Here is a 26,278-nt window from a genome sequence, read left to right on the forward strand (position 1 = left end):
ATAACATACTTGTCTCCCTTCTCTGCACTTTTGAAAATCTTTGCAAGAGTGGCTATTCGAGTCTTTTGGGATATCTGTTGATTTTATATAGTAAAGACTATAACTTTCATTTGAGTTCCATATATCCTCCAATGAATTATTCATATCTAAGCATCAATAGAGTATTTTTTATCTATTTCCATTTTGTTTAAAAATTATCACTTTCTTAAAGCTTCCAGCATTGCTCCTTTTGGCAGCGAGGGCTGTTTTATAATCTTGTCGATTTGATTATTTCTGTTGTAAATATATTTACTAAAGTTTCACACCCTCAAGAAGTTAGCTTGAAACAACTGTTTTTCAATAATTGTTGGTAACTTTGTAGTGTTATACAGCATTGATTATCTTTAAATTTAAGAGTAACTTTGATGGATGCGAATCTAGACAATTTAATCAAAACTTCCAAGTTTTTGAATGTTAAAGAAATATAAGCAGCGATATTTTCTCACTTTTCTCAACATTTGGTCTTGGTCATCTACTCTGTAGGCTTTCTTTGGAGAAACTCGATGGAATCTCCGCTGTAAAACTGATTCTTCCTCTTTGCCATTTCCGTATTAATGGTTAATTCGAAGTTCAAAATGCGAAGGAGAAAGAGGAAAGTCGAAAATGCAAAGGGCGAAACCTTGCTCACAGATAGCAAAGAAAGAAAAGGCTCTATAACGAATCGTGTGGGTAATTCGTCATAGAGCATAAAATATTGTTGAAAGCTATAGCCTCCAACTAGACACAACTCCAGATTGACCTTCATTTCAATATGCTTAACGCACATTAAATCCCTACCCTTCCATATACAGCAATGGTGTTAACCCTTCGCACATGTTGTGCATACCATCCGCACCACATGTGCTAAGCACCCGCACCAAACGTGCTGAGCACCCGCACCAAACCGATGGAATATCAACACACACGATTCGTTATAGAGCCAAAGAAAAAAGACACAGAACTTCTAAACCGAAAAGGCGCAGCCCTACCCTACACGAAAAAGGAGAAGGGAGCGTAATTTGGAAACGATTCATAAACTCGTCCTACTGAAAACACGACCCTAAACTATAGCAAATTTGTATCCCTATCCCGTCGGGGAGGAGCGGCATGGAGCTGCTTTTATTCTTTGAATTATCTTTACAAGTTTACAAGTCGTTAGCCTGAAAAAGCACAAAAAATATGCGATTTTTGCACCTTTGTAAGCTGTTAATATTCAAGAGGTTACAAAGGCGGTTCTAAAAGGGCGTTAACAAGGGCCTTAAAGGGCGTCAACAAGAAGCTTAAAGGGCACCTTTTAGAAGGTCATTGGGCGTTAATTGAAATGCTCAAGAGCATCAATTAAAAATTTCCCATGACTTTATGTTTATAAAAAGAGGCACTGAGATGGCTTTATAATGTAGTTTCTTCCCATACCAAGAAATAGTGATAAGAAAAAATCACTATTTATGAGTATTGGGCAATATACAGATTATCCCTACCTTTGCAGCCGTAATTCGTAAAAATGAAAACACAGGACTGACTTATTTTGCAGACACCTGCGGCTTAGTCTGAGGCCTGAGTAAACCCATATAGATTCACTCCCCTCCGATGTAACAATTGGGGGATTCTGCATCTATTTACTAACAAACAATTTTGTAATCTGAGTATATGAACAAATCAAATTTGAACTATGAAAGGCGTGTCAAATACTACTTGTCCGCCACTCTCTTAAGTTCGCTGTTCTTATTCCCGCCCACTTACGCCCAAGCTGCGTCAGTGCATGAACAGGAGATTATGGCGGAAGAAGACAAAGATGCCAAGACATCTGTAACCATTCGGATTGTCTCCGAAGTGTCACAAGAACCGCTTATCGGTGCCGTTGTTCGTTGCGAAGGCGTTTCCAACCCTTCGGTGACGGACATCGATGGTAGGTGTACGATTAAACTCAAGCGCACTACCGACCGCATGAAACTGACGGTTTCCTACGTAGGTTATAAGACGGTGACACGTGTTGTCAGCATCCCCGACAGCCGCATGATAACCTTACAGCTGAAGGATGATTCTAAACAATTAGATAATGTCACTGTCACCGCACTGAAACGTCACACGAGCGTCCTACAACAATCGTCAGCTATCAGTCAGGAAGCATTGGAGAAAGGCGGTGCAACGTCGTTGGCAAAACTCCTTGAAACCATTCCTGGCGTCAGTTCCATCAGTACGGGAAACACGATTGCAAAGCCTGTTATACAAGGTATGCACAGTAGTCGTATTCTCTTGATGAACAATGGAGTACGATTAGAAAGCCAGAGTTGGGGTGCCGACCACGCACCAGAGCTTGACTATACAGGTTCGAGCATGGTAGAAGTGGTGAAAGGTGCCGAGTGTATTCGCTATGGCTTCGGTGCAATGGGTGGTGTGGTACTCTTGAATGATGCGCCCCTACCCTACGAAAACAAGAAGATTAAGGTGAATGGAAACGTCAATATGGGTTACGATACCAATGCGCGTGGCTTCAGTGGATCGGGTACTATCGAGACTGGTTATAAGCAGTTTGGTCTGCGTCTACACGGAATGTACACCAAAGGAGGCGACTATCATACAGCCGACTACGTACTGAACAATACGGGATATAACACCATCAGCTTCTCAGCCTTAGCTGGTTGGCAAGGAAAGAAGCTCACGGCAACGCTCTTCTCAAGTATCTACTATCAGCGAAGCGGAATCTATTACGCCAGTAAGATATCCGACCTATCACAGTTGATCAAGCGATTTGAATACGGACGCCCTGATCCAGAGACCGTTAAACCCTTCTCTTACGAAATCAAACCGCCGTTCCAGCAGTCGCAACACGTGACGTTGAAGGGTGAACTGAAATGGGAACTTAATCCTAACCATCACCTCAATTTCACGCTATCTTTCCAAGAGAATCTCCGTCAAGAGTTCGAAAACCGAAAGAAGACACAATGGAGTTGGATTCCAATGCAGGACCTGATGCTGAAAACCTATAAGTTCGACGTACTTTGGCAAGCGAAATGGAAACTATGGAAGATGACAACTGATGCTGGTCTTTCTAATACCTACCAAACGAACTTCAACTATCCAGGTACGAAACAGCCTGCTTTTGTTCCTAACTTTGCAGCCCTGTCGATGGGTGGATATTTCCTTCATAAGGCAGAGTTTGGTAAGTTGCAGTGTGCCCTCGGTATGCGTTACGACTTCCGTGTGTTGTCGGTTAATGGCTATAGCAGCCTCAGCAACTATACCTACTACGACGACTTCAAACTCTATAGTAACTTCACCATGAGCCTTGCCACCCACTATCAGTTCAGTGACAAGTGGGATGCACGTGCGAATATCGGTTGGTCATGGCGTCCACCAGATATCAACGAGCTCTATGCCATTGGCTTGCAAGACGGTTCCTATTGGGTAGTAGGCAACAAGAATCTTGCCAGCGAGCGTGGTTATAAACTCGTGTTAGGTACGAAGTATAGGAACACATGGTTCTCTGTAGAGCCAAGTGTCTTCTTCCAGCGTATCAATAGCTATATCTACGACCACATCGGAACAGGTAAGGACCGCTTCCACAACCATCCAAGTGGTAAGTATCCGAAGTTTATCTACGACCAAGACGATGTGAAACTCTATGGTGGTGACATCGAAGCAACCGTGAAGCCGCTGCAAGGACTGACCTTTGTCGGCAAGGGAGAATGGATGTTTGCACGCAACCTGACCCATAATGACTGGCTACCTTTCATGCCATCAGACCGTTACGGACTATCAGCTACCTACGACCTACCGCTGACGAAGAATCATAAGTATCGTTCTTCGCTGTCGCTCTCAGGTATCTACGTGACCAAGCAGACCCGCTTTGATCCCGATAAAGACCTTGTTCCCGACTCGCCACCAGCCTATTTCCTACTGAATGGTACGGCTGAGTTCCGAATCGCGTTACCACAGAATAGAGAGTTGAAGTTTATGATTGTCGGTGATAACATCCTCAACGCACTCTATAAGGAGTACACCGACCGCTTCAGATACTACGCCCATGAGCGCGGATCAAACTTCTCTTTACGCACATTGTTTAAGTTCTAATTAGCTGAAAAAGAATATGAAACTATATAAAGACATACGCCTCATACTTGCCACGGCAGCAGTGGGACTTCTCTTCGGAAGTTGCTCTAACGACCAAGTTGACGATTTCTTCAAAAAGATTATAGTAGCCCCACCTTCCTCTATTGAGCGAGATGTGAAGGGACATGAGCAGATTTATGCGGTTCATGCCATCTTAAGAATGGGCTATAAGGGGGGAATGATTGGTGTTGGACCAGACGGAAACGACTCTATTCAAGCGTATAACACCTATCATCTCGTGAGTGGTGCGACCTCTATCCCAGTCATGCAGGAGATTGATATTGCCAAAGATGACGACGGACAGATGACGATTACGACAGAGCGCGACTGCTTTGACGTAATAGCTTCAGACGATATCTACTATGGATTGGAGCTGAAGTACTACGATCAAAACGGTATGCTCATCAACCATCAGTTCTCAGGTTATCCCTTCATGAAGGATAAAGACGGTTATAACGTGCCTGATGAAGACAATGCAACACTCCTTGTTCACCAGCACTTCTTCGGTATTGGTAACGCATCTTTGAACAAAGCAGTGGCAGATAGTAGCTCTGCAGGACACGGACAGGAGGTGCGTGGATTGCAAATGGCATACCCACGTTCGTTGGCTTCACTACCTACTTATTATGACCGATACACCTTTAAGGAGAAAGGAGGAGCAATGGAAGCTGCCACAAAGTTCTCAACTTCTAACATCTATGTCCCTGATGGCTACACATTGGGACAGAATTTGGTGCCGTTCGATAGTGAGTTGGCATGGAAGTCGATTGAGGTATCGGGAAAACCAGAGGCTTTGCAGCCTTATAACTTCGGTGGAAAGACCTATCATCTCTACAAAACTATTGATCCAATGGAGCTAAATAAGATTACGCCAGAGGTCTTTACCTACGAGTATCGTGACACAGATCCAGTGGAAGAAGAACTCGGAAAACTTTTTACAGAAGCTTATAACGATGACTTCACCGACCCAGACACAGAGGCACCACGCCAGCGTTATGGTCATACCGTGGGTTTACTACATCAGAAACGCAGCTTAGACTTCGGCTCAGACATGGACCGCTTGGGCTTTAAGGGCGTCATGCAGTTCCACAAATCAGACATTGCTTTCCAGCTGCAGGTGCGTATCTGCCACATTCTTAACAAAGGACAGCAGCACGTGGGAGAGTCGGAAAAACCTGCAAAGTACTGCAATACGAACAATAGCGAGCATAGCTTCCTATGGGATTTCAACCAGTTACAACCCGGTTGGGATAGCTTTGATATCGACTATCCGCTGTCTGTTCGTGTGATAGCCAATACCAAGGACGGTGAAGACAAGTGTTTTGAGGATGTTAAGCGATTCTATCCTGCTGCCAACAAGGCACAGCTCTGGCGTATGCTGACACAGCCACAAGACTTCTTCACACAGTACAGACATAACGTAGTATTGATGTAAAAACGAATTGGGAAAGATGAATAAGATATTCAAGAACATTCTTTTATTATCATGCGTTGCCGCAGTTTTCACTTCATGTGACAACTTTGTGTTTGGCAATGTACATGTTGATTATAACGAAAATCCCTTAGAAAGTAAGGGATTAGCACGTAGCGGTGCAGACCGTTATGTAGATAGTCTGTCGAAGATTAAGGTTTCTGGGCAGGTGAATAACCCTGACCCAGACGGAGCTTTCAATGGTTGGGCTACCTGCTTGGCTATGTTTAAGGAGGGACACTCCCACGGTGACGGTATGATGCACGGTAACTTCGTCTATCATAACGCCCCTTGGAAGCAGGAGGAGTTTGTCATTATCCGCAACAATACGGCAAAATGGCCTACGGTTGAGGTGCAGCGCCAGAGTACGGTGACGTATCTTGAACAGAGCGATGGTAAGACTGGACCCGATTACATCCGTATCATCGGTGGAAAACTGAAGCGTTGGGGACTCTGCCTCTACTTCTTCGATAAGGAGGGTAAGCTGATGAACGATGATATTCTCGACCACTCTGATGAATATCAGATATTCTTCACGGTGAGCGAGGTCGACGATAAGGGTAATCCTTACGAGGTAATGGACTGCCGTGGTACGTGGAAACCTAAGAAGAACAAGTTTGGTGACTGGAAGAAGGGCGGTACTGTCGACACGACACCAGTACCTTCTCCACTCTTTGCGAATAAGACAACGTGGAAAGAACGTGCCGAACTGACTCCGAAGATATTTGAATATACCTATCGTGACACGTGGATTCATAACGCAATGGCTGACGGAGCGCGTGAGTTGTTCAACCAACGTCTGCTCCCACCGTTGACCCGTGAGGATGCTGACTGGGCGGTTGCACCTTACGACCAAGACCGTGTAGGACTGAAGGGACACTTCAATTTCGATATTGATGCCGATGAAAACGATGCGCTTCATCAAGAGTGGCCATTAGAGATTACACGTCGTTTGGACCCTGCAACGGGTGAAGCGGGCCGTTATACACGTCCGTCTTACCTCTTACCAAAGTTCTATCTGTCTGTAAGAGTGATGAAATGCCCGAAAGGAAAGAAGGCATTGATACCGAAGGACGAGTATCTTAATCGCCATTCAACCTATGTCTTCCGCAGTCCGTTCATCTGTTCGGAGGCTTACAACCCCGATGAACCGAAGGAGTATGGGGCAGATTCAGAATGGAAGGAACTTTTCCGCTTTAATATCCCTATCAAAGTGTTCTGCAGTAGCTTTGATACTGACCCTACAACCATCGACCCGAACGATCCACTCTATTTCTACTTAGGTCACGAAATAGGCTTGTCATCATTAGATGCGTTGGAAGCTTCGCAGAATGTACAGACCCACGGCATTGGTGGTGGCTCTGGTTTCGGAAACTGGTTCTTGTAACATGGACAGAGGGAGTGGATAACGTTGTCACATTGATTGAAACAATACGTCTGTAACTCACAAGCTTTTCTCCTCGGGACAACCGTCCCTCCCACTGCTCACAATGATATAAACATAAAAAGAAGAAAACAAATGATACAAAAGAAGATAGCTGTGTGCCTGCTCTTCGGGCTAACACTCTTAGGTTTGAATAGCTGTACGCGTAATGAAATGCCGGTGAAGCAATCCACCTCTAAGACGAAGTTAGACCATCTGATTATTAAAGAGGTGTTCTATGTAGGACACTATTGGTATCGTGATGTGCGGGCGTGGGGTATGAAAAACCTTAACCAAATGTACAATGACGACCAGTATATTGCCATCTTTAACCCAACTGATGAGGTGAAATATCTTGATGGATTGGCACTCTGCGATAATGCCATCGAACCAAGTAAAGCCATACAATTTGCACCGAAAGACGATTTCGTTAATCGTTACTATGGTGCAGCGGGTATCTCTTACTTCCCTGGTAAGGGTACTGACTATCCCGTAAAACCGGGACAAACCATCATCGTGGCAAAGTATGCCATTGACCATAAGGCTAAGTTTGAAGCTGAATTGGAAGGTGAGGACTTGAGTATGTATGGCGGATTGAATGCCTTCTTAGACTTGAGTAAGGCTGATTTCGAGTGGACAAACATCAATTATGACCCGGGAAAGAAGAACAATCCTGACGTGCCAGACATGAACGCCATCCTGACATCAACTGATTCGCGTGGCAACATTGGTCCTGCTTACGAGTTCTCTCACATCTCTGAGAGTAATGGTATTGCCCTGATAAAACTGCCGTGGACACCAGAGGAGTTTAAGAAGAACTATGCTGACACAAAGGATGGCAAGGGTTACCTGCATTACATCACCGTGACAAGTAGTGCGTTCGGCGACTTCTATGCTATCGAAATACCATTCGAATGTGTTATCGACTGTATCACCATCTGTCCTCGTCGTATGTTCCAGATGCGACCAAGTAAGCTCGACAGAGGCTACAATGCTGTCACTGACGTGTCCTTCTCTAGCTTAAAGCAAAGCGATTACCCCATCTCTTCTGGTCTGGCGCTAATCAGAAAATGGGATGGTAAGAAATTCGTGGATGACAACAACACAACCGCCGACTTTGAAGTGAAAGTTGCTTCGCTATCAAGAAAAGATGAGAAGGGCAACCCGGTAAAGTAAAAGTAAAAGGATAAAAATCGAAAAGATTAAATATTGAGAAAGAAATTAGGCTGTATTAAAACAGGTTGCTCCTGGTTTAATACAGCCTTTTTCGTAGCTTAGCAAGAAAGGGGAAATGCTTCTTTCATTTGCATCATGGAATCCTTTAAGATCTTCCGGAATTTAATGTGATGCTATGATGTCCTTTATACCACTTGTTTACTTTTCCCGAAGCTCTTTTACTTTTTACCTTTATCTGTTTCTTTCCACAGTTGGAACAGCGCAGGCACAAAGATGCAGAGCGAGAAGAACAAACCACCGTACATCATACGGTTGTTGCCATGAAAGAAGTCGATGAGCTTTCCATCATTCATCTGTGGCATGAGGTTGAACATGAGGTAAGCCACACTATTGTTTACCCAATGCAAGACAAGACCTGGAAGGATACTATTCGTACGACTATACAGCCAACCCAACAACAAACCGATAACAAAAGCATGCAGACCCTGTGCTAAGTTCAGATGGATAACGCCAAAGATGAGTGCTGGGATGACAATTGCTATCCATCGGTTCCGCTCACCCAGTGCATTTTGCAGAACCCGCTGAATGGCTCCACGAAAGACAATCTCCTCCGCTATTGGAACCATGATGCCCAAAGCGATATATCCCCACGAAACCTTCATGATACTTTCAAACATCGCCTGTGTTCCTTCGGGCATCGTAAGGTTTATTTTTTCAACGATGAACTCCATGGGAAGAATAGAACCTAAAGCCAGTAAGCCCGACCAAATGAATACGCCCCATGGACGCGTTTTCAAATAGTTGCGAGAGACGGGTGCCCACTTTGTTGCAACAAATAAGACAAACGTTATCAGACTACTGACAACCGCAGTCATTGCAAGGCTTTCACCATCCTTTATCATGTCAACGCCGTTCGTAGCCTGCGGACTTCTCAACAGACTGACGAACTGACTCCCTGCAAACAGAGAAAGGCTTTGTATCAAGACAAAAAGCGAAACAAATAAGATGATATAGAGCGCTGCGCTCAACACGTTTTTATTATTCATTTTTACGAATCTTACTGCTTATTAATAATATTCTCTTCTATCTTATAAGCTTCATCAAATAAGCGGTTGATATGGTCTTTATCTTGCTTCAACTGCTCTGATAAAGCCTCCAAGGAGTCAAACTTATGCTCATCCCTAATCTTGCTGACGAAGCTAACAATGACCTCTTGCCCATAGAGATTGCCCGTAAAATTGAAGAGGTTCACCTCAACCGACAACGTTGTGCCATCAAAGGTTGGACGCCTTCCAATATTCATCATCCCTCGTTTCCAGCCTACAGAATCCTTCAGACGTACCATCACAGCATAAACACCCGGCGCAGGAAGGAGTTGATGACAATCATTCACATCGAGATTAGCTGTTGGGAAACCCATCTTACGCCCATTCTGATAGCCAGTCACAATGCGACTCTCTATCGAATAATGATAACCTAAAAGGCGATTGGCTGCCTCAATCTCTCCCTCACGAAGGTAATTTCTTATGATCGATGAACTTACCTTCTCATCATCCGGCAGGAAGGCATCGGCACCGATAACCTCAATGCCCAACGCCTTACCATACTGAACATAGTCTTCAAAACGTTCAGAGCGGTTATGCCCGAAACGATTGTCGTAACCAATGACAAGTTTCTTCACATTCAACTGTTTGCATAACACCTCCTGCATGAAGTCATACGCAGAGAGTGATGCTAACGCAGCATCAAAATGTAACACAAAAGCATTGTCAATATGCGTCTTCGAGAGTAGCAACAACTTTTCATCGAGTGTCGAAAGTAATTCTGGTTGGTAATCAGTCTGCAACACCTGACGCGGATGCTGGTCGAAGGTGATGACAGCTGACGCCATCCCTACTCGTTCAGCCTCATCAATGACACGACGAATCAAGAACTGATGTCCACGATGCACACCATCAAAAAAACCAATGGTAGTCACCTGTCCACCCAGCTCGTACTCCTCGCCCTGTTTAATATATATAGTATTCAAACTTCTTGTCTTAAAAATTCTTTATTACCTGCAAAGGTACTCCAAATCAGCCACAAACCCACGCTATCGCATTCAAAATGTGTTAAAACATTAAATTTCCTTACTATCTTTTCTCCTTTTTCCATTTATTTCATTATCTTTGCACCCGAATTTGTAAAATTCAGGACTTGTAGCTCAGTTGGTTAGAGCAACAGACTCATAATCTGGAGGTCCCTGGTTCAAGCCCAGGCTGGTCCACAAAGGGAAAAGAAGAGCTTTACACTATACTGTAAGGCTCTTTTTTGTTGGTAATCAAGTAGTTTCATCAGTAGGTTATGATGGCTATAACGGTTCATTTGTTGTAAAATCCCTCTATCTTCTCCTTAGTTTAGAACGCACATATCACGCTATTTTGAGCAAAATTTCAGCTAATTTATCCACTTGTTGACCTCCTGTTGACCTATTGTTGACCCGAGGTTGACCTCAAAACGAGAGATTATGCTGACAATTAAAGCAGAAATTCAGAGAGACAAGTTAAGGCAAGATGGTAGTTACAATGTCCGCATCAGGTTTACGAAGGACCGTAAGGTAAAGCGTATTTCCACAAGTTTGTTTGCAACAAAATCCGATTTAACTGACAGGTTTACTATCAAGGAAGATTCTCTTATCAAGCAGGAAGCGGACATACTTATCCTGCATTACCGTAAGATGTTTAATGAAATGCACTTAGAAACAGAGCCGCTTGACGTAAACGAGATTGTAGAACGACTGAACAGCAGGGACAAAAGCGACAAACCAGTAGATTTTATCCTGTTCGCTAAGGAATGGATTGCCAATTCCACGTTAAAGGGAGCAGTCAACTATACCTCCGCACTTAACAGCCTCATCCGATTCAACAAAAGTGAGAAGCTGTACACGCATCAAATTACAAGTGATTTTCTGCAAGAGTTTATGGCATTCTTACTCAATGAAAGCAAAGAACGAGCGGAACAATTGAAAAAGAAAGGCAAGCGTGTTCCCTCTACTCGCAGCACCTCCCTTTACTTGATGGGCATTCGTAGATTGTTTAAGGAGGCTGTAAAGCAATACAACAAGCCAGACCAAGGGCTAATCCGTATCAAGAATACCCCATTTGCTTATTTCCAAATCCCCAAACAGCAGGCAACACGAAAAAGAGCTATCACAGCAGAATTAATCCGTAAGATAGAGCAGTTACCGTATCAGACAGTTTATAAAGGCATACATCACACCAACCGCTTCAATCTCGCAAAGGATTGTTTTATCCTCTCATTTTGCATGATAGGAATAAATTCTGTGGATTTATTTAACGCAACCGAATATGATGGCAATACGCTTACTTACTATCGTACTAAGACGAGAGACAGGAGAATGGATAAAGCTAAGATGATAGTAACAGTTCCTAAGATATTGCATCCTTTATTTGAGAAGTACAAGGATACAACAGGCAAACGGATATTCAATTTCTACCAGAATTATGTCAATGAGAAAGCCTTTAACAAAGCCATCAACAAGGGATTGAAAGAGATTGGTAGTATTCTTAAAATTGAGGATTTAGAATATTATGCTGCACGCCATTCTTGGGCTACCATTGCCCTTAACAAAGTTGGAGTAAGCAAATACGTGGTACACGAAGCCCTCAATCATATTGACGAATCTATGCGAGTAACCGACATTTACATTGAGCGTGATTTCTCGAATGAGAATAAGGCAAATGCAAAAGTCGTAAAATACGTGTTCGGGAAATAATGTGACAGAATATAACGAAAAAAAGTTTTATACCCCTTGTTTAGAAAATGTCACCCAAAGAAAACTCCATCGGCTCTAATGCAGGTGGAGTCTTTTTATTACCTTTGCAAGAAAAATAAGACAAATGACATTAGATTTTCCCATCATAGATTTAAAACGATTGTATGCAGGTTTGCATGAATGCTATGGTTTCGATTATAGTGAACTTAGCGAAGAGTTTTCTTTGATACTCCAGCAACATTATCCCTTTAAGCACGAAGCTGAAATACTTGCTAAAGCAACTACCGAAGAAGGTAAAGTAGATATACAGAAATTTGCTTTAGAAACTAACGATTGCGTTGCCATTCCCATAACAACAGAATTTGCAAAGCAAGTGAAAGATTTTTATTCCATTTTCTCATCTGTTTTCATTCCTGAATTAGACGGTAGTGCTATTTATTATGAAGCACTGTGTCTAATGGCTGCAATCTATTATAGGGACAAACATCATCTTTTCTCCGAAATACACGAGGATATTATGAATGACTATTTTGTTTATTCACGTAGAATTCGCCCAGACCAATTAAAGCTATTTATTGAACTGTGTAAAGGACGTAAAAGGACGTGGGATAATATTAAAATATCTGTTGGCAATAATAGCCCTGTATTTTTGGGTAATTATGAATGGTGGCTCTCCCAAAAATTATTCGAAATATTACGGAAAGATTTAGGAGATATTACCGTAGAGAAAGCTGAAAAAGAGTTAAAGGAGTTATACTCTGATGAACGTGGGCGAAAAAGTACTGATCCTCACCTCAATTATTTCATGCTGGGTTCTTTTCTTTATATACGCAAGTTTTTAATTCAAGATAAAGACAAAGTTACAATAGCACAATGCAATTTTTTGCAGAAGTACTTAACAACCTTTGGGATTCTTGATAAACAAGACAAGAACTACCAAATTAACAACCTACAATCAACTATCAAAAGTCTATTAAGTGGCAAAAATAATCCCATTCAAAAGCATATAAAGGAAAGAGAATACAGGTGTAACTTTGATATTATAAAATAGCATACGATTACATACTTTTTCAAAGGAAATGACAAATTAGAACGTCATTTCCTTTTTTTGTGTCAGTACTTTATTATAGAGATTATCTGTTCGTTGTACCAAACTTCATCTTTATCTACAAGGGACAAAGAATATGACAGTAAAAATCCCTTATTCCTTTAATACGTGTTGGTGTCAATATTGAAAATATATTGGCAAATTAGAACCTATCGCTGTAAAGGTTAAGTGATTTTATAATATGTTAGTAAATAAATCCAAGTTAGAAATAATCAATGCAGAGACATCTGCAAGTACAGTAACTCAAAACAAAGAAAGCATGAGTAAAGAAACATTCACATTACCGACTTCACAGAAAGCACAAAACCAGTATGACAACATTGGAGCTTACAACCAACTCCAAGCGATGATGAAAGCAGGGCAGAAGTTATCTGTCAAATTCTATACAGGAAAGGACAACAAGCCATGTGCTTGGATTGAGAGTAAGCAAGTGGCAGGATTTAGGTACGAACTTAAAGACACAAGTTTTAAAGGTTTGATGAACTACCTCATATCAGGTGAGGTTACTGATTTTGACTCTTCGCCTATGAAAGTTCAGCCTTTGAAAGAGGGAACCAATTATGCCCTCTTAGTGCTGAAGTTGATGCTGGAAGAAGACTGGGGCATCCAGTTCACACCTCTTTTCAGAGGAAGGTCTAACTACATTACAGCTCAAAAAGTGTTGTGGAAAGGAAAAATATATTTCCAAATTCCAAGGACGGAAGAAAATATAGAATTACTACGAGATTACAATGTAGCCATCTAAACAGGAATAGGAGGAGGGCTTAAATTCCCTCCTCCATAATAAAAAATTAAATATGGAGAAGAAATTTGAAATCTCAGTGAGTTACGGCAAGGTACAACATCTTTCAGAAGTCCTGCCATTGATTCTAACAAATACAATCCTTTGCAAGACACTTACTGGCATAGGAGCAACTTACGGAGAAATTCGGTCTGCCAGAAACTCTATCATCATAGAGCCGAACAGACCTGTTATATATGGGAAGTGTCGTGCCCCAAAACATAAAAATGACAATCTGTTTGGAGTTTACGAGGGCATCTATACCCAAGACATTGTTAACTACATCATAAAATCTCAAGACATGAACAAGAAGATAAAGATACTGACCACTCCCGAGAGCTTCTACAAGGTGAGAACAGCATTTGAACAGATGGGGATAGATATTCGGACAGACGGTTATTTCCTATTGTTCGATGAGTGCCAGAAGATTGTTAAAGACTGTGGCTATCGTAAAAACATATCACTGCCAATGGATTTCTTCTTTGAGTGTCAAGACAAAGCTATGGTTTCTGCTACACCTCCATCAGAGTTTGCAGACTCACGGTTTGAGAATTTTGATATTCTCATCATCCAACCCGACTTCAACTACAAAAAAACGATAACGGTTTGTACCACCAACAATGTACTGGAGAGAACACGGCAGTTGTTACTACAACTGGACGAGCGACCAGTTTTCTTTTTCGTAAACTCCACGGACATTATCCTTGCTATGATGGAACAACTTGGATTAAGGGATCAATCAGCGGTATTCTGTTCTGCCGACAGTGTGGATAAACTGAAATCACAGAAGTTTAGCAACGCACACGAAAACTGGGAGAAGAAATACATGGCAAAATACAACTGGATGACAAGCCGTTTTTACAATGCTATGGATATTGAGTTGAATGAAAATCCAAATGTTGTGATGATTACCGATTGTTACACCGCTGATTACACAATGATAGACCCTTATATGGATGCAGTGCAGATAACAGGGAGATTTCGTAATGGAACTAACGCCATCTACCATATCAGTAATTTCGATAAAAGAATCCCAATAAAAGACAAGAAGAGCATTATCATACGGTATCAATGCGATAAGGAAATATATGAGAACTTTAGAACATTCAAGAACTGTGAAACAGATATCAACCGAAGGGCGGCTTTCAATGATGCTATGAATGTGTTGCCTTACAACAGATTCCTTAACGATTACAGCAAAGAGGATGCTTTCAAGATAGACAACTATATCCACGAAGAATTAGTAAGGGTGATGTACCATGATTATACACGTCTCTATCAAGGATATAATGAATGTGGATATTTTGAAGTAACCACCTCAAACATAACTTATATATACGGTGATTATGATCGATTGAAAATTACAAATAAGACTTTACCTATCAAAGATATACGGAAACGAATTGTAAACCAGTTGGAAACTCTAAAAGAAGACGAGACAGAAATGGCAATGCAATTCCGAGATGAACTTCGTCACATAGATTCTTTCATAGTAAAAGCATGGGAGGTGTTAGGGAAACAGACGATTGAGGAACTTAATTATAATCCTAAATTAATTAGGGAGAAGATAATACTTACCTTACATGAGAAAAAGGCTAAATCTTCAGATGTAATTAGGATGGTCTATAATTCGTTTACTCCAAGATATTGGTACACTTCTTCTTTTATCAAGCAAGAGCTGAAGCGGATACACAATTCATTAGGAGTTCCCAAGAGTAAAGCTATCACTGCAAAAGATATTTATCAATACTTCGAAGCTACAGAGAAACGGAAAGCAAAAGAAAGAGGTTATTATCTCATCAGTCCAAAATTTACTACAGAATGAAAACTATTAGATTAAGATTACTCTTTATAAAGAAACTATCATCCAAATACAATGTGCTCCCTCACATTGAGGATGGATAGAATCACATTGTGCAAGAAGAGATTATAACGAAGATTATGGTAGAGCCTATTATAGGATTTGAAACATCTGAATTTACTGAATTTGTCAGAGAATACAACTCAAAAGGTTAACATAGAAAATAGGTGATAAAATGTCTAAAAGTGTACAAAGAGATTAGTAAAGTCAAGATAAGGAGAAATACACAGAGATAGTTCAAAAAGGCATAAGTAGCCAACAAGTGAACAGATATGGACCAGAGTCAAAAAGAACTTTTATAATATTGCAAACCATGTTCGTTACTAAATCTATATATAGCTGCCAAACGAGAACACCCCTCCTCCTCTTCTAAAATGTAGATGCTGTAATAAAGGGGATATCCCACTATATACGTCATCCTAAAATATGCCCCTCTTCTGTTGTGTCCTCCCTTTATCATCAGAACATAGGTGCTTTATTATCCAAGCATCAGTTATGCAGAACTCACACACAAAGGCATACCCACTTTGTCTCCCCCTCCACACAATATAAAGGGGAAAGAAAAATAGCAGAGGTTTCTACAGTGAAAAATAGGCTATGAATAAACCTCTATATAATCTTAGGGGATTTATGATGTGTAACAGGCTGGAAGTTGGAGTAATCCGCTTTCGGTCTGTTCTCATTTATGCCTATTTTCAATCAATATTCACTTAATCATTTACAGTTATGAACAACGTAACATTAATGCCTGCTGTTGTGGCACAAAACAACAGAGCCTATGATTTCAGCGATGCAGAGGAAGCCGTTATCATAGAGGACACCCCAACGGAGGGTAGCAGCGTTTCTTTCCTCGAAGCCAACACCAACGCAATCTCACTTGATGAACTTGCCAGTACATGTGTCGTCCCAACTTGGGGTAATCAAGAATTGACCATTGCACATCAAGACTTTATTAACTGTGTACATGATGCTGCCAAGGACTTCTATCATGGTGAGCAGATAAATAAACCTGCTATCCGTGTTTCTCATATAGTAAGAGGTAGAACACCTAACGCATTAGGCAAGAAAGCGTCAGAACTCTTGGAGTGTGAAAAGACACAGTTCTTTCAGCGTATGGCGTTTGCTTTTACTATCCCAACGATTTATGAAACCTTGAATGGTCAGAAGCTTGAACTTTGTGTTGGTGGAGTGCGTAATTACAACGACCTCAACCTTTATAGGGCAAGTAAAGGTGTAGAGAAGTTCTCTATTTTTGTAGGCTGGAGAGTAAACGTGTGCAGTAACCAAGTACTAACAGGTGATGGTGTCAAACTATCTATCGAGGTAATGAGCATTCGTGACTTATATAAGAGTGTGATGGAGTTACTCTACCACTTTAATCCAGCTAAGGATATACACCTGATGCAGACTCTCTCAAATACTTCTCTCACAGAAACACAGTTTGCACAGATAATAGGTAGAATGAGAATGTACCAAGCCTTACCGCAAGGTTATACCAAACAGATACCACGTCTATTAATTACAGACAGTCAAATCAACAATGTGTGTCGTGGCTATTACAGTAATTCTGATTTTGGAGCAAAGGATGATACTCTCTCTATGTGGGATTTTCATAATTTGCTTACAGAATCGAATAAGGGCAGCTACATTGATACTTATTTGCAGAGAGCCGTAAATGCAACTGATGTTACTGTAGGCATCAACAATGCTCTGCGTGGTGATGAGAAATATAAATGGTTCATTGGATAAGTGAACTGTTGATTGAGAGCGGGGAGACATTCTGTAATGGGTGTCTCCCTTTTTATTGGTAAACTATACACACAACACGATGAATAAAGAGATAGACAAGGCTCTACACCTTATATATACTTTACAGGAGCAGTTATGCAATATGCCACACAGAGAGGGCTGTCTTAAAATGCTATACCAGATAAGAAGCCTTATGGAGGATTTCGACAGTATGCTGACACCAGACCAACGCAAATACGGTATATACAGCAATGCTTATAAGGAGATATTCGCTAATGGCACAGGTCTTTCGCAATACGACAAGATTTGTGCAACCATCTGCGAGGAAGAATATGCAGAACTGCCATTTTAACAACAACTTATTTCATACATTACAACTATGGACATGGATTTCAAGGTAGCAGAGGTAACGCTACAATACAAACCGACCTGCAAGAAACAAAGCAAGGTTTTTGGTTCAGAGGAAGCATATAATATCTTACTTCCTACATTCAAAGAGGGAACAATAGAGTACAGGGAATATGCTAAGGTACTATATCTCAACCAAGCAAATGAAGTTATTGCTTATAACACGATTTCAGAGGGAGGACTGACAGAAACTGCCGTTGACGTGAGGATAATACTACAAGGGGCTTTACTGACCAATGCCACGCAGATAATATTTGCTCATAATCACCCAACTGGTAACTTAAAGCCCAGCCCACAAGATGATATGCTTACAAGAGAACTACAGAAAGCTTGTCAGATTATGAAGATACGTTTTACTGACCATATAATCATGTCAGTAGATAGCTATTACAGTTATCGTGAAGAAGGGAGGATATTGTGATGGAAACTAATTATGTCGTAATCCTTGACTTCAGTACAGCAACTGTGATTAAGATACATCTATCGAAAGAGCAGATTGAAGAATCCTACAGATATAATGACTTTGAAGAGTTCCTCTTTACACTTGAACCCAAATACAGCTTTCAAGTAAAAAACTGCTGTTGGATGATGTGTGAGACATTGAAAGAGGAAAACTACCTCTGATTATATTCACTAATAGTGAAAGTGAATGTTGTGCTGATAATTAACCACTTAACAAAGAGGCTATCAGAATTATGTTCACTTTCCTTATAAACCCAACATAAAAGAATATTATTATGAGTTTGAAATATAGCAACACAACGGCAGACTACCTTGAATGGTCAGAAGCCATGAACTTAATACGCAGGCTAACAAAAAACAAGAACTATAAGATTTCGCTTCTTATAGCGATTGGTTGTTTTACAGGATTAAGAATATCTGATATTCTAACCTTACGATGGAAGCAGATACTTGGTGTTTCAGAGTTTACTATAACCGAACGTAAGACTGGTAAGCAACGAACTATACGCCTTAACAAAGAACTGCAATTGCATATTAAAGACTGTTACGAGCATATCAATCCTCTTGGCATTACAGCTCCTATCCTTGTTAGTCAGAAAGGTACAGTTTTCACCGTGCAACGTATCAACGTAATACTCAAAGAACTCAAACAGAGGTACAGACTGAAAATAAAACATTTCAGCTGCCATAGTTTGAGAAAGACATTTGGAAGACAAGTTTATAATATGAATAGTGACAATGCAGAACTGGCACTGATCAAGCTAATGGAACTTTTCAACCATTCATCTGTAGCTATTACCAAACGGTATCTTGGATTACGTAAGGAAGAAATCTTGGAAACCTACGACTGTCTTACATTCTAATCAATGACATTTTCAGAGAATAATTCTTTTATACCCCACATACTAAAAATGTCAGCACATGCTGAATAATAAACAAAACACTCTTAAAATAGAAAAATCACTCTGTCACACAAACTTTTTGCAAGAAAGAAACATTTAATAAGAAAAATTATCTATCTTTGCAGTGAGCTTCCAGTACGTCTGTGTGTAGATGTGCGTTACAAAGAGTTCAACTTTTTAAAAGAGCGTTTGACATATTATCCTTAACAGAAATCTGGAAAATTTCAATCATCGAGGATATGCGACAATACACTCACGCTTGGGATTATTGTACCCTTAGATTCAAGGGCATAATATATCTTACGGCGTGGGCTATTGTTTACTATTCGATGATGGGCATTCCAGAGCCTCTGTTAGATAGTATTCAATAGTTCCCACGCTTTTTCCATTTACCTAAATATTAACCGCTTACTTCTGGGAAACAGTGAGCACAAGATACAAAATTATGAAGTGGTTGACTACTATTATTGTTGTAGCTATCATTGCTGGAATCTTAGGTGCACTAAACTCCAAGGATGGGGAAAAAGGAGAAGGATTCTTTTCTGGTGCTCTTGCTGGAGGAATGGGCTGTGGTTATGTTATCTTCGAAATATTTTTAGTCGTAGGTGGATTGATACTTTTATTTAAACTCTTCGGCTTTTTATTTGGATAAAACAACTACAACAATTTCCTGCTATGAAAAAAGGAATATTTAACCTACTATCTATGAGTATATTATTCTTTGCCAACCAAGGGTATGCTCAACAGATTAATTCACATTTACAAGCTAATTCCACCTTACAAAATCATGTCAGTTCCATTTTAAAAGAGAATATCAAAAAGGTAGATGCTATTAATGGACAGATAATAATAATGGATTGTAAGTCTGGAGAGATTAAGGCAATGGTAAACTTGATGAATACTAAGTCAGGCATTAAGCCAACAATAAGACAATTGTCAGAACCAACTGCCTTAATGCGTACAGTTTCATTATTAGCAGTATTGGAACAAGGTAAGGTAAACCTGAATGACAGTATTGATACTAAAGCAGGAATGCTTGATATAAACGGCTATCTGCTGAAAGATAACAACTGGCTTAGAGGAGGAAATGGAAAGACAAGTGTACAGCAAGGCTTTTTGTTATCATCAAACATCGCCACCTATTTAGCAGTTAAGCAAGCATTTGGCAAGGAGTATGACAGGTTCTATAAAGCCATTACCAATATGGGCTATAGTTTACCACAAAATAGTTTCAAAGCAATCTTACCAAGTCCCTACAATGATATTTCTCTTGCCAAGTTTGTAAATGGAAAGAATCAGCAGATATCGCCTTTACAAATACTTACATTTTATAACGCCATAGCCAATAATGGTAAGATGGTAAAGCCCACTTTTCATAAGAGGGATACCACCATTATAAAAGAACTAATAGCAAGCAAGGAGAATATTGCCACTATCCAGCAATTACTTATACAGAAAGGGCTTACTTCTAAAGCATTCTCTGATAAAGTTCTCATTGCAGGAGAGCAAGGAGTAGCCTTTGTAAAGGAAGATGGAGACAATACGATTTATTGCATACAATTCTGTGGCTACTACCCTGCTAAAAATCCACAATACAGTATCATCGTTTCTTTGAATAAGAAAGGATTACCCGCAAGTGGTGGAATGGCTGGAGAAATAGTGAGCCAGATTATCGAACTACAGAGATAGCGTTTCAAAATATAATCCTTATAAACGAAATTACTTATATATTAATCATACAATTATGAGAAAGCTTATTCTATCATTAATTTTACTTCATTTTGTATGTAACATACATGCACAATCTATTCTGAAACTTAAAAGTTATGCAAAGATAACACAGACAAATAACCCATATCATAAAATAGATAGACGAATTCCCTCTACTGTATATCTTCATAAAGGAGGATGGTGGGAAGTCTATTCTGAAGGGAAACATTATATTCTTTATACGAAATGTACGGATGAATCAAAAGAAGGGTATTACTATCGTGGATTTGATAATTTAGGAAGGAAAATCACTGGCAGCTTTCTAAATGTGAGTCTCTTATCTGACGGATTACTATATCAACTTAACATTAATTATATAGAATCAAAGAATAAGTTTAGTGTTGCTTATTTAATTGATGGAAGAGAAATGCCACCCGCATTACGTTTCTAATATTTAATATTATTTTGCACCATTTGAGCAATCATTTGGTGCTTTTTCGTTGATGACATTTTTACTCTGAAAATTCTTATATATACTCAAATGTAAAAATGTCACTCCAAACGAGAATTTCTGACTTCAAGTACACTTTTACTCGATTTTTTTGAAAAGTGCGAAGCTGCTTGGATTTACAGAATAAGATACCTATATTTGTTTCAGATATTCAGGTAATCCCACTGATATAAAGGAAATACGGAGGTACAGCAATGTACCTCTTTATTTATTGCTTGAAGTGTCGATTTTTTATTTATAAGCCACTACAGATAAAATTGAAGTACAGATATACTTAATGAAAGAAAAACACATTACCAATGAGAGCCGTATGGGAATTGCCAATGAGAGCAATAGATACTACTAATAAAAAAAACTATTACTCATACAGTTCAAATCTTTCAGATTTTCGCTTATCTAAACTTATTGATTTAACAATGGGACATGATTATAAAAGTAACAACAGGAGAACAATTTGAAACCCGAAAAGAAGCCAAAGAACGTGTTGGAGGCAAATGGGCATTTGAGAGATTAGTAAAAAACGGAGAGATAAGATTTATAAAGGATGGTAATAACATAGCAAGCGATGGATTACACTACCCTAAGCAAGGAAATCGGAGCTTGTCTTAATCCACTGCAAGCATACATATACTTGGGATTATGCCTACATACAGATTTTAAGAATGATATTTCAAACATTAACCAAGATACGTTGGCAAAGTTCCTACAATGTGATGTCGGTGCTATACAAAGAGCCTTACGAGTGTTCCAAGAGAACAACTTGCTTACCATTCATCAAGACAGATATGGCTGGAGAGAGAAGAACAGATATAAGCTAATTAGAACTAACTGGTTCGGCGTTAAAAGAAAGATACTGGAAGAAAACATAACAAGAGAACAGATAGGCTTTCTCTTATTGTTGAAAAGTCTTTGCTACAACCACTGTAATTACACTGATTACTATGGCAAGGACTTACAGAAAATAATGACTCTTAAACGGAGCATGATTGACAATTATTTGAGGGCATTAGAAGCCAGACAATATATCAAGAGAGATAAGAAGAAGAAACGGATAACAATACTCCGAGATGATTTATTCCTAACAACAAAAGAATCAGAGAAAGAGAAAATTATAAAACTATGCCCAGAGTTAATGGGCGATGATGATTATTTTGATGAACATGGACACTACCATTTTGTAGACTAAAATCAGGAAAGCCTTGCACCATATTTATAAGACAGGAGAAAGGGCTACTAACAAAGATATAAAAGCTACCCTACAAACAATTTACACTAAGTTTGGTTGTAAGAGAAAGGCTAAAGGAACACAGATTACTGAATATGGCTTTGCCACGCAAAGATGTAAAATCCCTACAGATAAGGGAAGGAAAGATGGAATGATATTATTTACTATATAACTTATAAAAAATGATAACAAAGGAATATTTATAGACACTCGTCAACAAAGCCCAAAGCCTTGTAGATATATTAAAGTTACAGAGAAAGAAACAGAATAAAACTAACATAGAAGAGCTTACTACTTTATTAGATAAATACGGCATAGATTATCATACTCTTCCCATTAGACTAATACAAGAGAAAATCCCCTTAAAAGACATACTTGTAGAAAACAGTACTTATCAATCTTCTAAACTAAAGAAGAGACTGATTGAAGAGGGTATCAAGCAGGAACATTGCGAAATATGCGGACAAGGTAATACATGGAATGACAAACTACTTGTCTTGCAATTAGACCATATCAATGGTATACACACAGATAACCGATTGGAGAACCTGCGCATCGTCTGCCCAAACTGTCACACACAAACAGATACGTTCTGTACTCGAAAACTTAAACAACACAACTACTGTAAAGACTGTGGAAAAGAGATTACTCCTAAGTCTACTTGGTGTCCCGAATGTGCATTGAAACATAACCGTGTACACAAGGTTTCACCCTCTGATAAGCCCTCCAAGGAAGAGCTACTGCAGCTAATAAAAGAGAAACCATTTACCGAAATCGGTAGACTGTACGGAGTAACTGACAATGCTATCCGTAAATGGTGTAAAAAGATGGGACTACCCTCCACAAAAAGAGAGTTAAACGCATTATATAAGAAAAACACAGATAGAAGATAAACAGCAATACCTCCTATTTCAAAGTGTGAGATTATTTTCACACAACTGACCTAAATATGTTAGTTTAGTACAGTATTATTCAAGATATTTTTTTAACTTTGTGATACGATAGAGCGTTGACCTATAGTTGACCTCTTATTCGCACAGAGTTCATTAACAAGCTGATAAATAAGCTCATATATAGTTTGTGTGGCGAGACTCATAATCTGGAGGTCCCTGGTTCAAGCCCAGGCTGGTCCACAAATAGGTTTCAAAAGGATGTCAAACAATACGTCATTTTAGCCTTCAAAACAAGGATAATCGCTGTAAGATCAAGGTTTTACAGTGATTTTTTGTTTTTTATCCATGAAAAAGCAGAATCAAAAGAAGCCAGATGGCAGACGAGGATGTATCGAAATAGACACATTCTCCTATACCAAATATTTACAAAACTCATTGATAATCATATGATTATTTTGATAACTACTGATTTGAAACATTACTATACCACCACCATATATAAAAAATCATTGTATAATTGACTGAATTTTTTTAATGACTTCCTCACTAATATCTTCAGGTATCTTCATATCTCCAAATGTGACTCTTCTGTTTTTAGGATACTTATCTCCCCATATAACCGATTCAAGAGCATTGTAAAGAGCCTCTATACTTGGTATCTGAAGTTCATCATTGCTATGTTTACTTAGTGCGTTGTTGAATAATGAAAATAGCAAGGCTATATATAACTTATTCTTTGTAGTATGGCAATAAGTCCCCATACAACTTATAGCTGTATGGATAGTATCTTCATAAGATTCATCATCTAAATTGATGAACTTGCAAAGTACATCTTCATATTTTTCCACTAAATTCCAATAACTACTACTACATAACACTTTCAAAGCAACGGCTGTGATTGAATCACAAAATGCTTCTGTATTAATGAATTTCTCAACTATAGCTATGTTTTGGGTACGTCATCTGAACTGTGTCATTGGCTTCATTTCTTTAGGAGCATGAGTAATGCTGATGGGCAAACCGGAGCAGTCTTTCTCTTGGTAAAATCAGGCTGGGCTCGATGCCCAGCCTGATTTTTAATTTGCTGGTGGTATAAACCATCGCATCTTCTCTTGGTGTTGCAAAGATACGACAGTATTTTTGAACTGCCTAATTTCCGGATGCCTAACTTCATGAACCTATAATAATTGGAAGCGGTCGCCAAACTTTATAGCGAACTGTTGGGCTGTCTGGCCCCAGTTTCGCAATGGCTGAGTCCATTTCTTTTTGATGTTACGATAGGCAAGATATACGAGTTTGAAGAGAGCTTCGTCAGTTGGGAAAACTCCCTTTGTCTTTGTTACCTTACGTATCTGACGATGATAACCTTCTACAATGTTGGTAGTATACATGATACGTCTGATAGGTTCCGTATAGTCAAAATAGTGTGAGAGGTTATCCCACTTGTCACGCCACGACTTGATGACGATAGGATATTGCTTACCCCACTTTTTCTCCAAATTATCGAGTTCTATCTCTGCTTTCTCCTTAGTTTGTGCAGCATAAACCATCTTCAAATCCTTTAGGAACTCCTTCTGATTCTTGCTGGCGACATACTTCACTGAGTTACGGATTTGATGTACAATACATAGCTGTACATCCGTCTTAGGAAATACGCTCTGGATGGCATCTGGGAAGCCCGTAAGGCCATCTACACAAGCTATAAGAATGTCTTTGACACCTCTGTTTTGAAGGTCTGTAAGTACGCTGAGCCAGAAGTTAGCGCCCTCGCTATGAGATACATACATACCCAGAAGATCTTTATGTCCTTCCTTGTCAACACCAATGACATTATATATTGCACGAGATGTTGTAGCACCCGTGTCGTCATGTGCCTTGTAATGGATAGCATCCATCCAAACTATCGGATAGACTTCTTCCAAAGAGCGTGTGCGCCAGGCTTTTATCTCAGGCCAGACCTTGTCCGTAATGTTACTTATTGTCTCTTTGGATATCTTGGTACCATAGTTCTCTTCAAGGAACTTACTTATGTCAGACATGCTCTGACCTGTAGCATAAAGACTGATAATCTTATCGGACAAACCTTCTGCTAATATCGTCTGTCGTTTTTTGATAATCTCAGGGGTAAAACTCCCTTCTCTGTCACGTGGAGTATCTATTTCTACAGGACCATACTCTGTTTGAACCTCCTTGGACATCTTGCCGTTACGGCGATTAATCTTTGTGGATGTCTTAGTGTTATAAAGGTGAGAGTCCATCTCACACTCGAGAGCTGAATTGAGGAAATCTTCCAATACACGATGGAATGCACCATCCTTACCAAACAAAGGAGTACCTTGTTTGAACTGTTCTTTTGCCTGAGACAACATCTCGGCGTACTCGTCTTGTGTCATTTGCTAAATCTAAGTATGCTGATATAACAGCGGTTATATGAGTTTATTGTGTTAGCCGTTGACACAGTTGATATGACATCGTCTATGTTTCCTTTAGTTGGTTTCGTACATAGACCAAAAGCTGCAATACCATTGTGAATTCCATAGGAAAAATCCTCCTGCCAAGAACATGTTTCAATCTTATTTAACAAATTCTTCAGGTATAGAAGTTCTTCCTCTGTCAATGAAAATGTCTATTTTGCTTTATTGAACAACGAAGACATTTCTTTTTTATTAATCTACAATTTCATGAGCTTTATTTA

General features: G+C 39.7%; 23 protein-coding genes, 1 tRNA gene and 1 pseudogene. 20 read left to right on the forward strand and 5 right to left on the reverse strand.

Going from position 1 to position 26,278, the window contains the following annotated elements:
* Positions 1-404: 404 nt before the first annotated feature.
* The 5 genes and pseudogenes from J4856_RS13475 to J4856_RS10650 form a co-directional block, all read left to right on the forward strand.
* Positions 405-598, forward strand: a pseudogene (locus J4856_RS13475) (IS4 family transposase); the annotation flags it as partial.
* Between the two features lie 1,067 nt (positions 599-1,665).
* Positions 1,666-4,089, forward strand: a complete 2,424-nt coding sequence (locus J4856_RS10635; RefSeq protein ID WP_025838272.1) for a TonB-dependent receptor — start codon at positions 1,666-1,668, stop codon at positions 4,087-4,089.
* 16 nt (positions 4,090-4,105) lie between these two features.
* Positions 4,106-5,563 carry a hypothetical protein gene (locus tag J4856_RS10640; RefSeq protein ID WP_025838270.1) on the forward strand — a complete coding sequence of 486 codons (1,458 nt, stop codon included), beginning with the start codon at positions 4,106-4,108 and terminating at the stop codon, positions 5,561-5,563.
* Positions 5,564-5,579: 16 nt separating this feature from the next.
* Positions 5,580-6,986, forward strand: coding sequence for a hypothetical protein (locus tag J4856_RS10645; RefSeq protein WP_065367734.1), 1,407 nt, complete (start codon positions 5,580-5,582; stop codon positions 6,984-6,986).
* A 132-nt stretch (positions 6,987-7,118) separates the two neighbouring features.
* Positions 7,119-8,198 carry a DUF4876 domain-containing protein gene (locus tag J4856_RS10650; RefSeq protein ID WP_025838269.1) on the forward strand — a complete coding sequence of 360 codons (1,080 nt, stop codon included), beginning with the start codon at positions 7,119-7,121 and terminating at the stop codon, positions 8,196-8,198.
* Positions 8,199-8,416: 218 nt separating this feature from the next.
* On the opposite strand, the gene J4856_RS10655 is transcribed toward J4856_RS10650, so the two are convergent.
* Genes J4856_RS10655 through J4856_RS13350 form a run of 3 tightly spaced genes read right to left on the reverse strand, consistent with a single transcriptional unit; the run spans position 8,417 to position 10,352 of the window.
* Positions 8,417-9,244: a CPBP family intramembrane glutamic endopeptidase gene (locus J4856_RS10655; RefSeq protein WP_065367733.1), complete on the reverse strand. Its 828-nt coding sequence runs from the start codon at positions 9,242-9,244 to the stop codon at positions 8,417-8,419.
* An 11-nt stretch (positions 9,245-9,255) separates the two neighbouring features.
* Positions 9,256-10,227, reverse strand: a complete 972-nt coding sequence (locus J4856_RS10660; RefSeq protein WP_025838267.1) for a bifunctional riboflavin kinase/FAD synthetase — start codon at positions 10,225-10,227, stop codon at positions 9,256-9,258.
* Complete coding sequence (locus J4856_RS13350; RefSeq protein WP_262502747.1) at positions 10,224-10,352, reverse strand: hypothetical protein; 129 nt, start codon at positions 10,350-10,352, stop codon at positions 10,224-10,226. Before J4856_RS13350 ends, J4856_RS10660 begins: the two co-directional genes overlap by 4 nt.
* A 38-nt stretch (positions 10,353-10,390) precedes the next feature.
* On the opposite strand from J4856_RS13350, the gene J4856_RS10665 reads away from it, so the two are divergent.
* From J4856_RS10665 to J4856_RS10735, 15 genes are all read left to right on the forward strand, one after another.
* A tRNA-Ile gene (locus tag J4856_RS10665) sits at positions 10,391-10,464 on the forward strand.
* A gap of 240 nt (positions 10,465-10,704) precedes the next feature.
* On the forward strand, positions 10,705-11,973 hold the full coding sequence (locus tag J4856_RS10670; RefSeq protein ID WP_025838265.1) for a phage integrase SAM-like domain-containing protein: 1,269 nt from the start codon (positions 10,705-10,707) through the stop codon (positions 11,971-11,973).
* 124 nt (positions 11,974-12,097) lie between these two features.
* Entirely contained in the window at positions 12,098-13,024 is a 927-nt protein-coding gene (locus J4856_RS10675) for a hypothetical protein (RefSeq protein WP_025838263.1), read from the forward strand.
* Between the two features lie 316 nt (positions 13,025-13,340).
* Positions 13,341-13,826: a hypothetical protein gene (locus J4856_RS10680; RefSeq protein ID WP_044081115.1), complete on the forward strand. Its 486-nt coding sequence runs from the start codon at positions 13,341-13,343 to the stop codon at positions 13,824-13,826.
* Between the two features lie 52 nt (positions 13,827-13,878).
* Positions 13,879-15,687: a DEAD/DEAH box helicase family protein gene (locus J4856_RS10685; RefSeq protein ID WP_025838258.1), complete on the forward strand. Its 1,809-nt coding sequence runs from the start codon at positions 13,879-13,881 to the stop codon at positions 15,685-15,687.
* Positions 15,688-16,449: 762 nt separating this feature from the next.
* Positions 16,450-17,472 (forward strand): DUF3871 family protein, encoded by a 1,023-nt coding sequence (locus J4856_RS10690; RefSeq protein ID WP_025838256.1) that lies wholly within the window; start codon positions 16,450-16,452, stop codon positions 17,470-17,472.
* A gap of 79 nt (positions 17,473-17,551) precedes the next feature.
* Complete coding sequence (locus J4856_RS10695) at positions 17,552-17,824, forward strand: hypothetical protein (protein ID WP_025838255.1); 273 nt, start codon at positions 17,552-17,554, stop codon at positions 17,822-17,824.
* Positions 17,825-17,851: 27 nt separating this feature from the next.
* A complete protein-coding gene (locus tag J4856_RS10700) occupies positions 17,852-18,301 on the forward strand; it encodes a JAB domain-containing protein (RefSeq protein WP_025838253.1) in 450 nt (149 codons plus the stop codon).
* A complete protein-coding gene (locus J4856_RS10705; protein ID WP_025838251.1) occupies positions 18,301-18,504 on the forward strand; it encodes a hypothetical protein in 204 nt (67 codons plus the stop codon). Before J4856_RS10700 ends, J4856_RS10705 begins: the two co-directional genes overlap by 1 nt.
* A 113-nt stretch (positions 18,505-18,617) precedes the next feature.
* On the forward strand, positions 18,618-19,205 hold the full coding sequence (locus tag J4856_RS10710) for a tyrosine-type recombinase/integrase (RefSeq protein ID WP_065367732.1): 588 nt from the start codon (positions 18,618-18,620) through the stop codon (positions 19,203-19,205).
* Between the two features lie 484 nt (positions 19,206-19,689).
* Positions 19,690-19,896, forward strand: coding sequence for a hypothetical protein (locus tag J4856_RS10715; protein WP_013265808.1), 207 nt, complete (start codon positions 19,690-19,692; stop codon positions 19,894-19,896).
* Between the two features lie 23 nt (positions 19,897-19,919).
* Positions 19,920-20,933, forward strand: coding sequence for a penicillin-binding transpeptidase domain-containing protein (locus tag J4856_RS10720; protein WP_065367731.1), 1,014 nt, complete (start codon positions 19,920-19,922; stop codon positions 20,931-20,933).
* Between the two features lie 55 nt (positions 20,934-20,988).
* Positions 20,989-21,405, forward strand: coding sequence for a hypothetical protein (locus J4856_RS10725; protein ID WP_025838247.1), 417 nt, complete (start codon positions 20,989-20,991; stop codon positions 21,403-21,405).
* Between the two features lie 483 nt (positions 21,406-21,888).
* On the forward strand, positions 21,889-22,074 hold the full coding sequence (locus tag J4856_RS10730) for a hypothetical protein (protein WP_044081105.1): 186 nt from the start codon (positions 21,889-21,891) through the stop codon (positions 22,072-22,074).
* The gene (locus J4856_RS10735; protein WP_025838245.1) at positions 22,031-22,651 is read left to right on the forward strand and encodes a hypothetical protein; all 621 of its coding nucleotides are present in this window, start codon (positions 22,031-22,033) and stop codon (positions 22,649-22,651) included. The genes J4856_RS10730 and J4856_RS10735 overlap by 44 nt, the downstream gene beginning before the upstream one ends.
* 1,438 nt (positions 22,652-24,089) lie before the next feature.
* Here J4856_RS10735 and J4856_RS10745 read toward each other — a convergent pair.
* Both J4856_RS10745 and J4856_RS10750 read right to left on the reverse strand, forming a co-directional pair.
* Entirely contained in the window at positions 24,090-24,431 is a 342-nt protein-coding gene (locus J4856_RS10745) for a hypothetical protein (protein ID WP_234967272.1), read from the reverse strand.
* A gap of 330 nt (positions 24,432-24,761) precedes the next feature.
* Positions 24,762-25,952: an IS256 family transposase gene (locus tag J4856_RS10750; protein ID WP_428842427.1), complete on the reverse strand. Its 1,191-nt coding sequence runs from the start codon at positions 25,950-25,952 to the stop codon at positions 24,762-24,764.
* Positions 25,953-26,278: the final 326 nt, after the last annotated feature.

Source organism: Prevotella scopos JCM 17725, from assembly GCF_018127785.1.
GTDB classification, from domain to species: domain Bacteria; phylum Bacteroidota; class Bacteroidia; order Bacteroidales; family Bacteroidaceae; genus Prevotella; species Prevotella scopos.

Bases quoted from the DNA above. Each gene is read 5' to 3' on its own strand.
- J4856_RS10715 (WP_013265808.1), top strand. From the start codon at position 19,690: ATGAAGTGGTTGACTACTATTATTGTTGTAGCTATCATTGCTGGAATC.
- J4856_RS10645 (WP_065367734.1), top strand. From the start codon at position 5,580: ATGAATAAGATATTCAAGAACATTCTTTTATTATCATGCGTTGCCGCA.
- J4856_RS10690 (WP_025838256.1), top strand. From the start codon at position 16,450: ATGAACAACGTAACATTAATGCCTGCTGTTGTGGCACAAAACAACAGA.
- J4856_RS10700 (WP_025838253.1), top strand. From the start codon at position 17,852: ATGGACATGGATTTCAAGGTAGCAGAGGTAACGCTACAATACAAACCG.
- J4856_RS10750 (WP_428842427.1), bottom strand. From the start codon at position 25,952: ATGTTGTCTCAGGCAAAAGAACAGTTCAAACAAGGTACTCCTTTGTTT.
- J4856_RS10685 (WP_025838258.1), top strand. From the start codon at position 13,879: ATGGAGAAGAAATTTGAAATCTCAGTGAGTTACGGCAAGGTACAACAT.
- J4856_RS10725 (WP_025838247.1), top strand. From the start codon at position 20,989: ATGAGAAAGCTTATTCTATCATTAATTTTACTTCATTTTGTATGTAAC.
- J4856_RS10730 (WP_044081105.1), top strand. From the start codon at position 21,889: ATGATTATAAAAGTAACAACAGGAGAACAATTTGAAACCCGAAAAGAA.
- J4856_RS10655 (WP_065367733.1), bottom strand. From the start codon at position 9,244: ATGAATAATAAAAACGTGTTGAGCGCAGCGCTCTATATCATCTTATTT.
- J4856_RS10635 (WP_025838272.1), top strand. From the start codon at position 1,666: ATGAACAAATCAAATTTGAACTATGAAAGGCGTGTCAAATACTACTTG.
- J4856_RS10710 (WP_065367732.1), top strand. From the start codon at position 18,618: ATGAGTTTGAAATATAGCAACACAACGGCAGACTACCTTGAATGGTCA.
- J4856_RS10705 (WP_025838251.1), top strand. From the start codon at position 18,301: ATGGAAACTAATTATGTCGTAATCCTTGACTTCAGTACAGCAACTGTG.
- J4856_RS10695 (WP_025838255.1), top strand. From the start codon at position 17,552: ATGAATAAAGAGATAGACAAGGCTCTACACCTTATATATACTTTACAG.
- J4856_RS10640 (WP_025838270.1), top strand. From the start codon at position 4,106: ATGAAACTATATAAAGACATACGCCTCATACTTGCCACGGCAGCAGTG.
- J4856_RS10680 (WP_044081115.1), top strand. From the start codon at position 13,341: ATGAGTAAAGAAACATTCACATTACCGACTTCACAGAAAGCACAAAAC.
- J4856_RS10720 (WP_065367731.1), top strand. From the start codon at position 19,920: ATGAAAAAAGGAATATTTAACCTACTATCTATGAGTATATTATTCTTT.
- J4856_RS10735 (WP_025838245.1), top strand. From the start codon at position 22,031: ATGGATTACACTACCCTAAGCAAGGAAATCGGAGCTTGTCTTAATCCA.
- J4856_RS10650 (WP_025838269.1), top strand. From the start codon at position 7,119: ATGATACAAAAGAAGATAGCTGTGTGCCTGCTCTTCGGGCTAACACTC.
- J4856_RS13350 (WP_262502747.1), bottom strand. From the start codon at position 10,352: ATGGAAAAAGGAGAAAAGATAGTAAGGAAATTTAATGTTTTAACACAT.
- J4856_RS10670 (WP_025838265.1), top strand. From the start codon at position 10,705: ATGCTGACAATTAAAGCAGAAATTCAGAGAGACAAGTTAAGGCAAGAT.
- J4856_RS10675 (WP_025838263.1), top strand. From the start codon at position 12,098: ATGACATTAGATTTTCCCATCATAGATTTAAAACGATTGTATGCAGGT.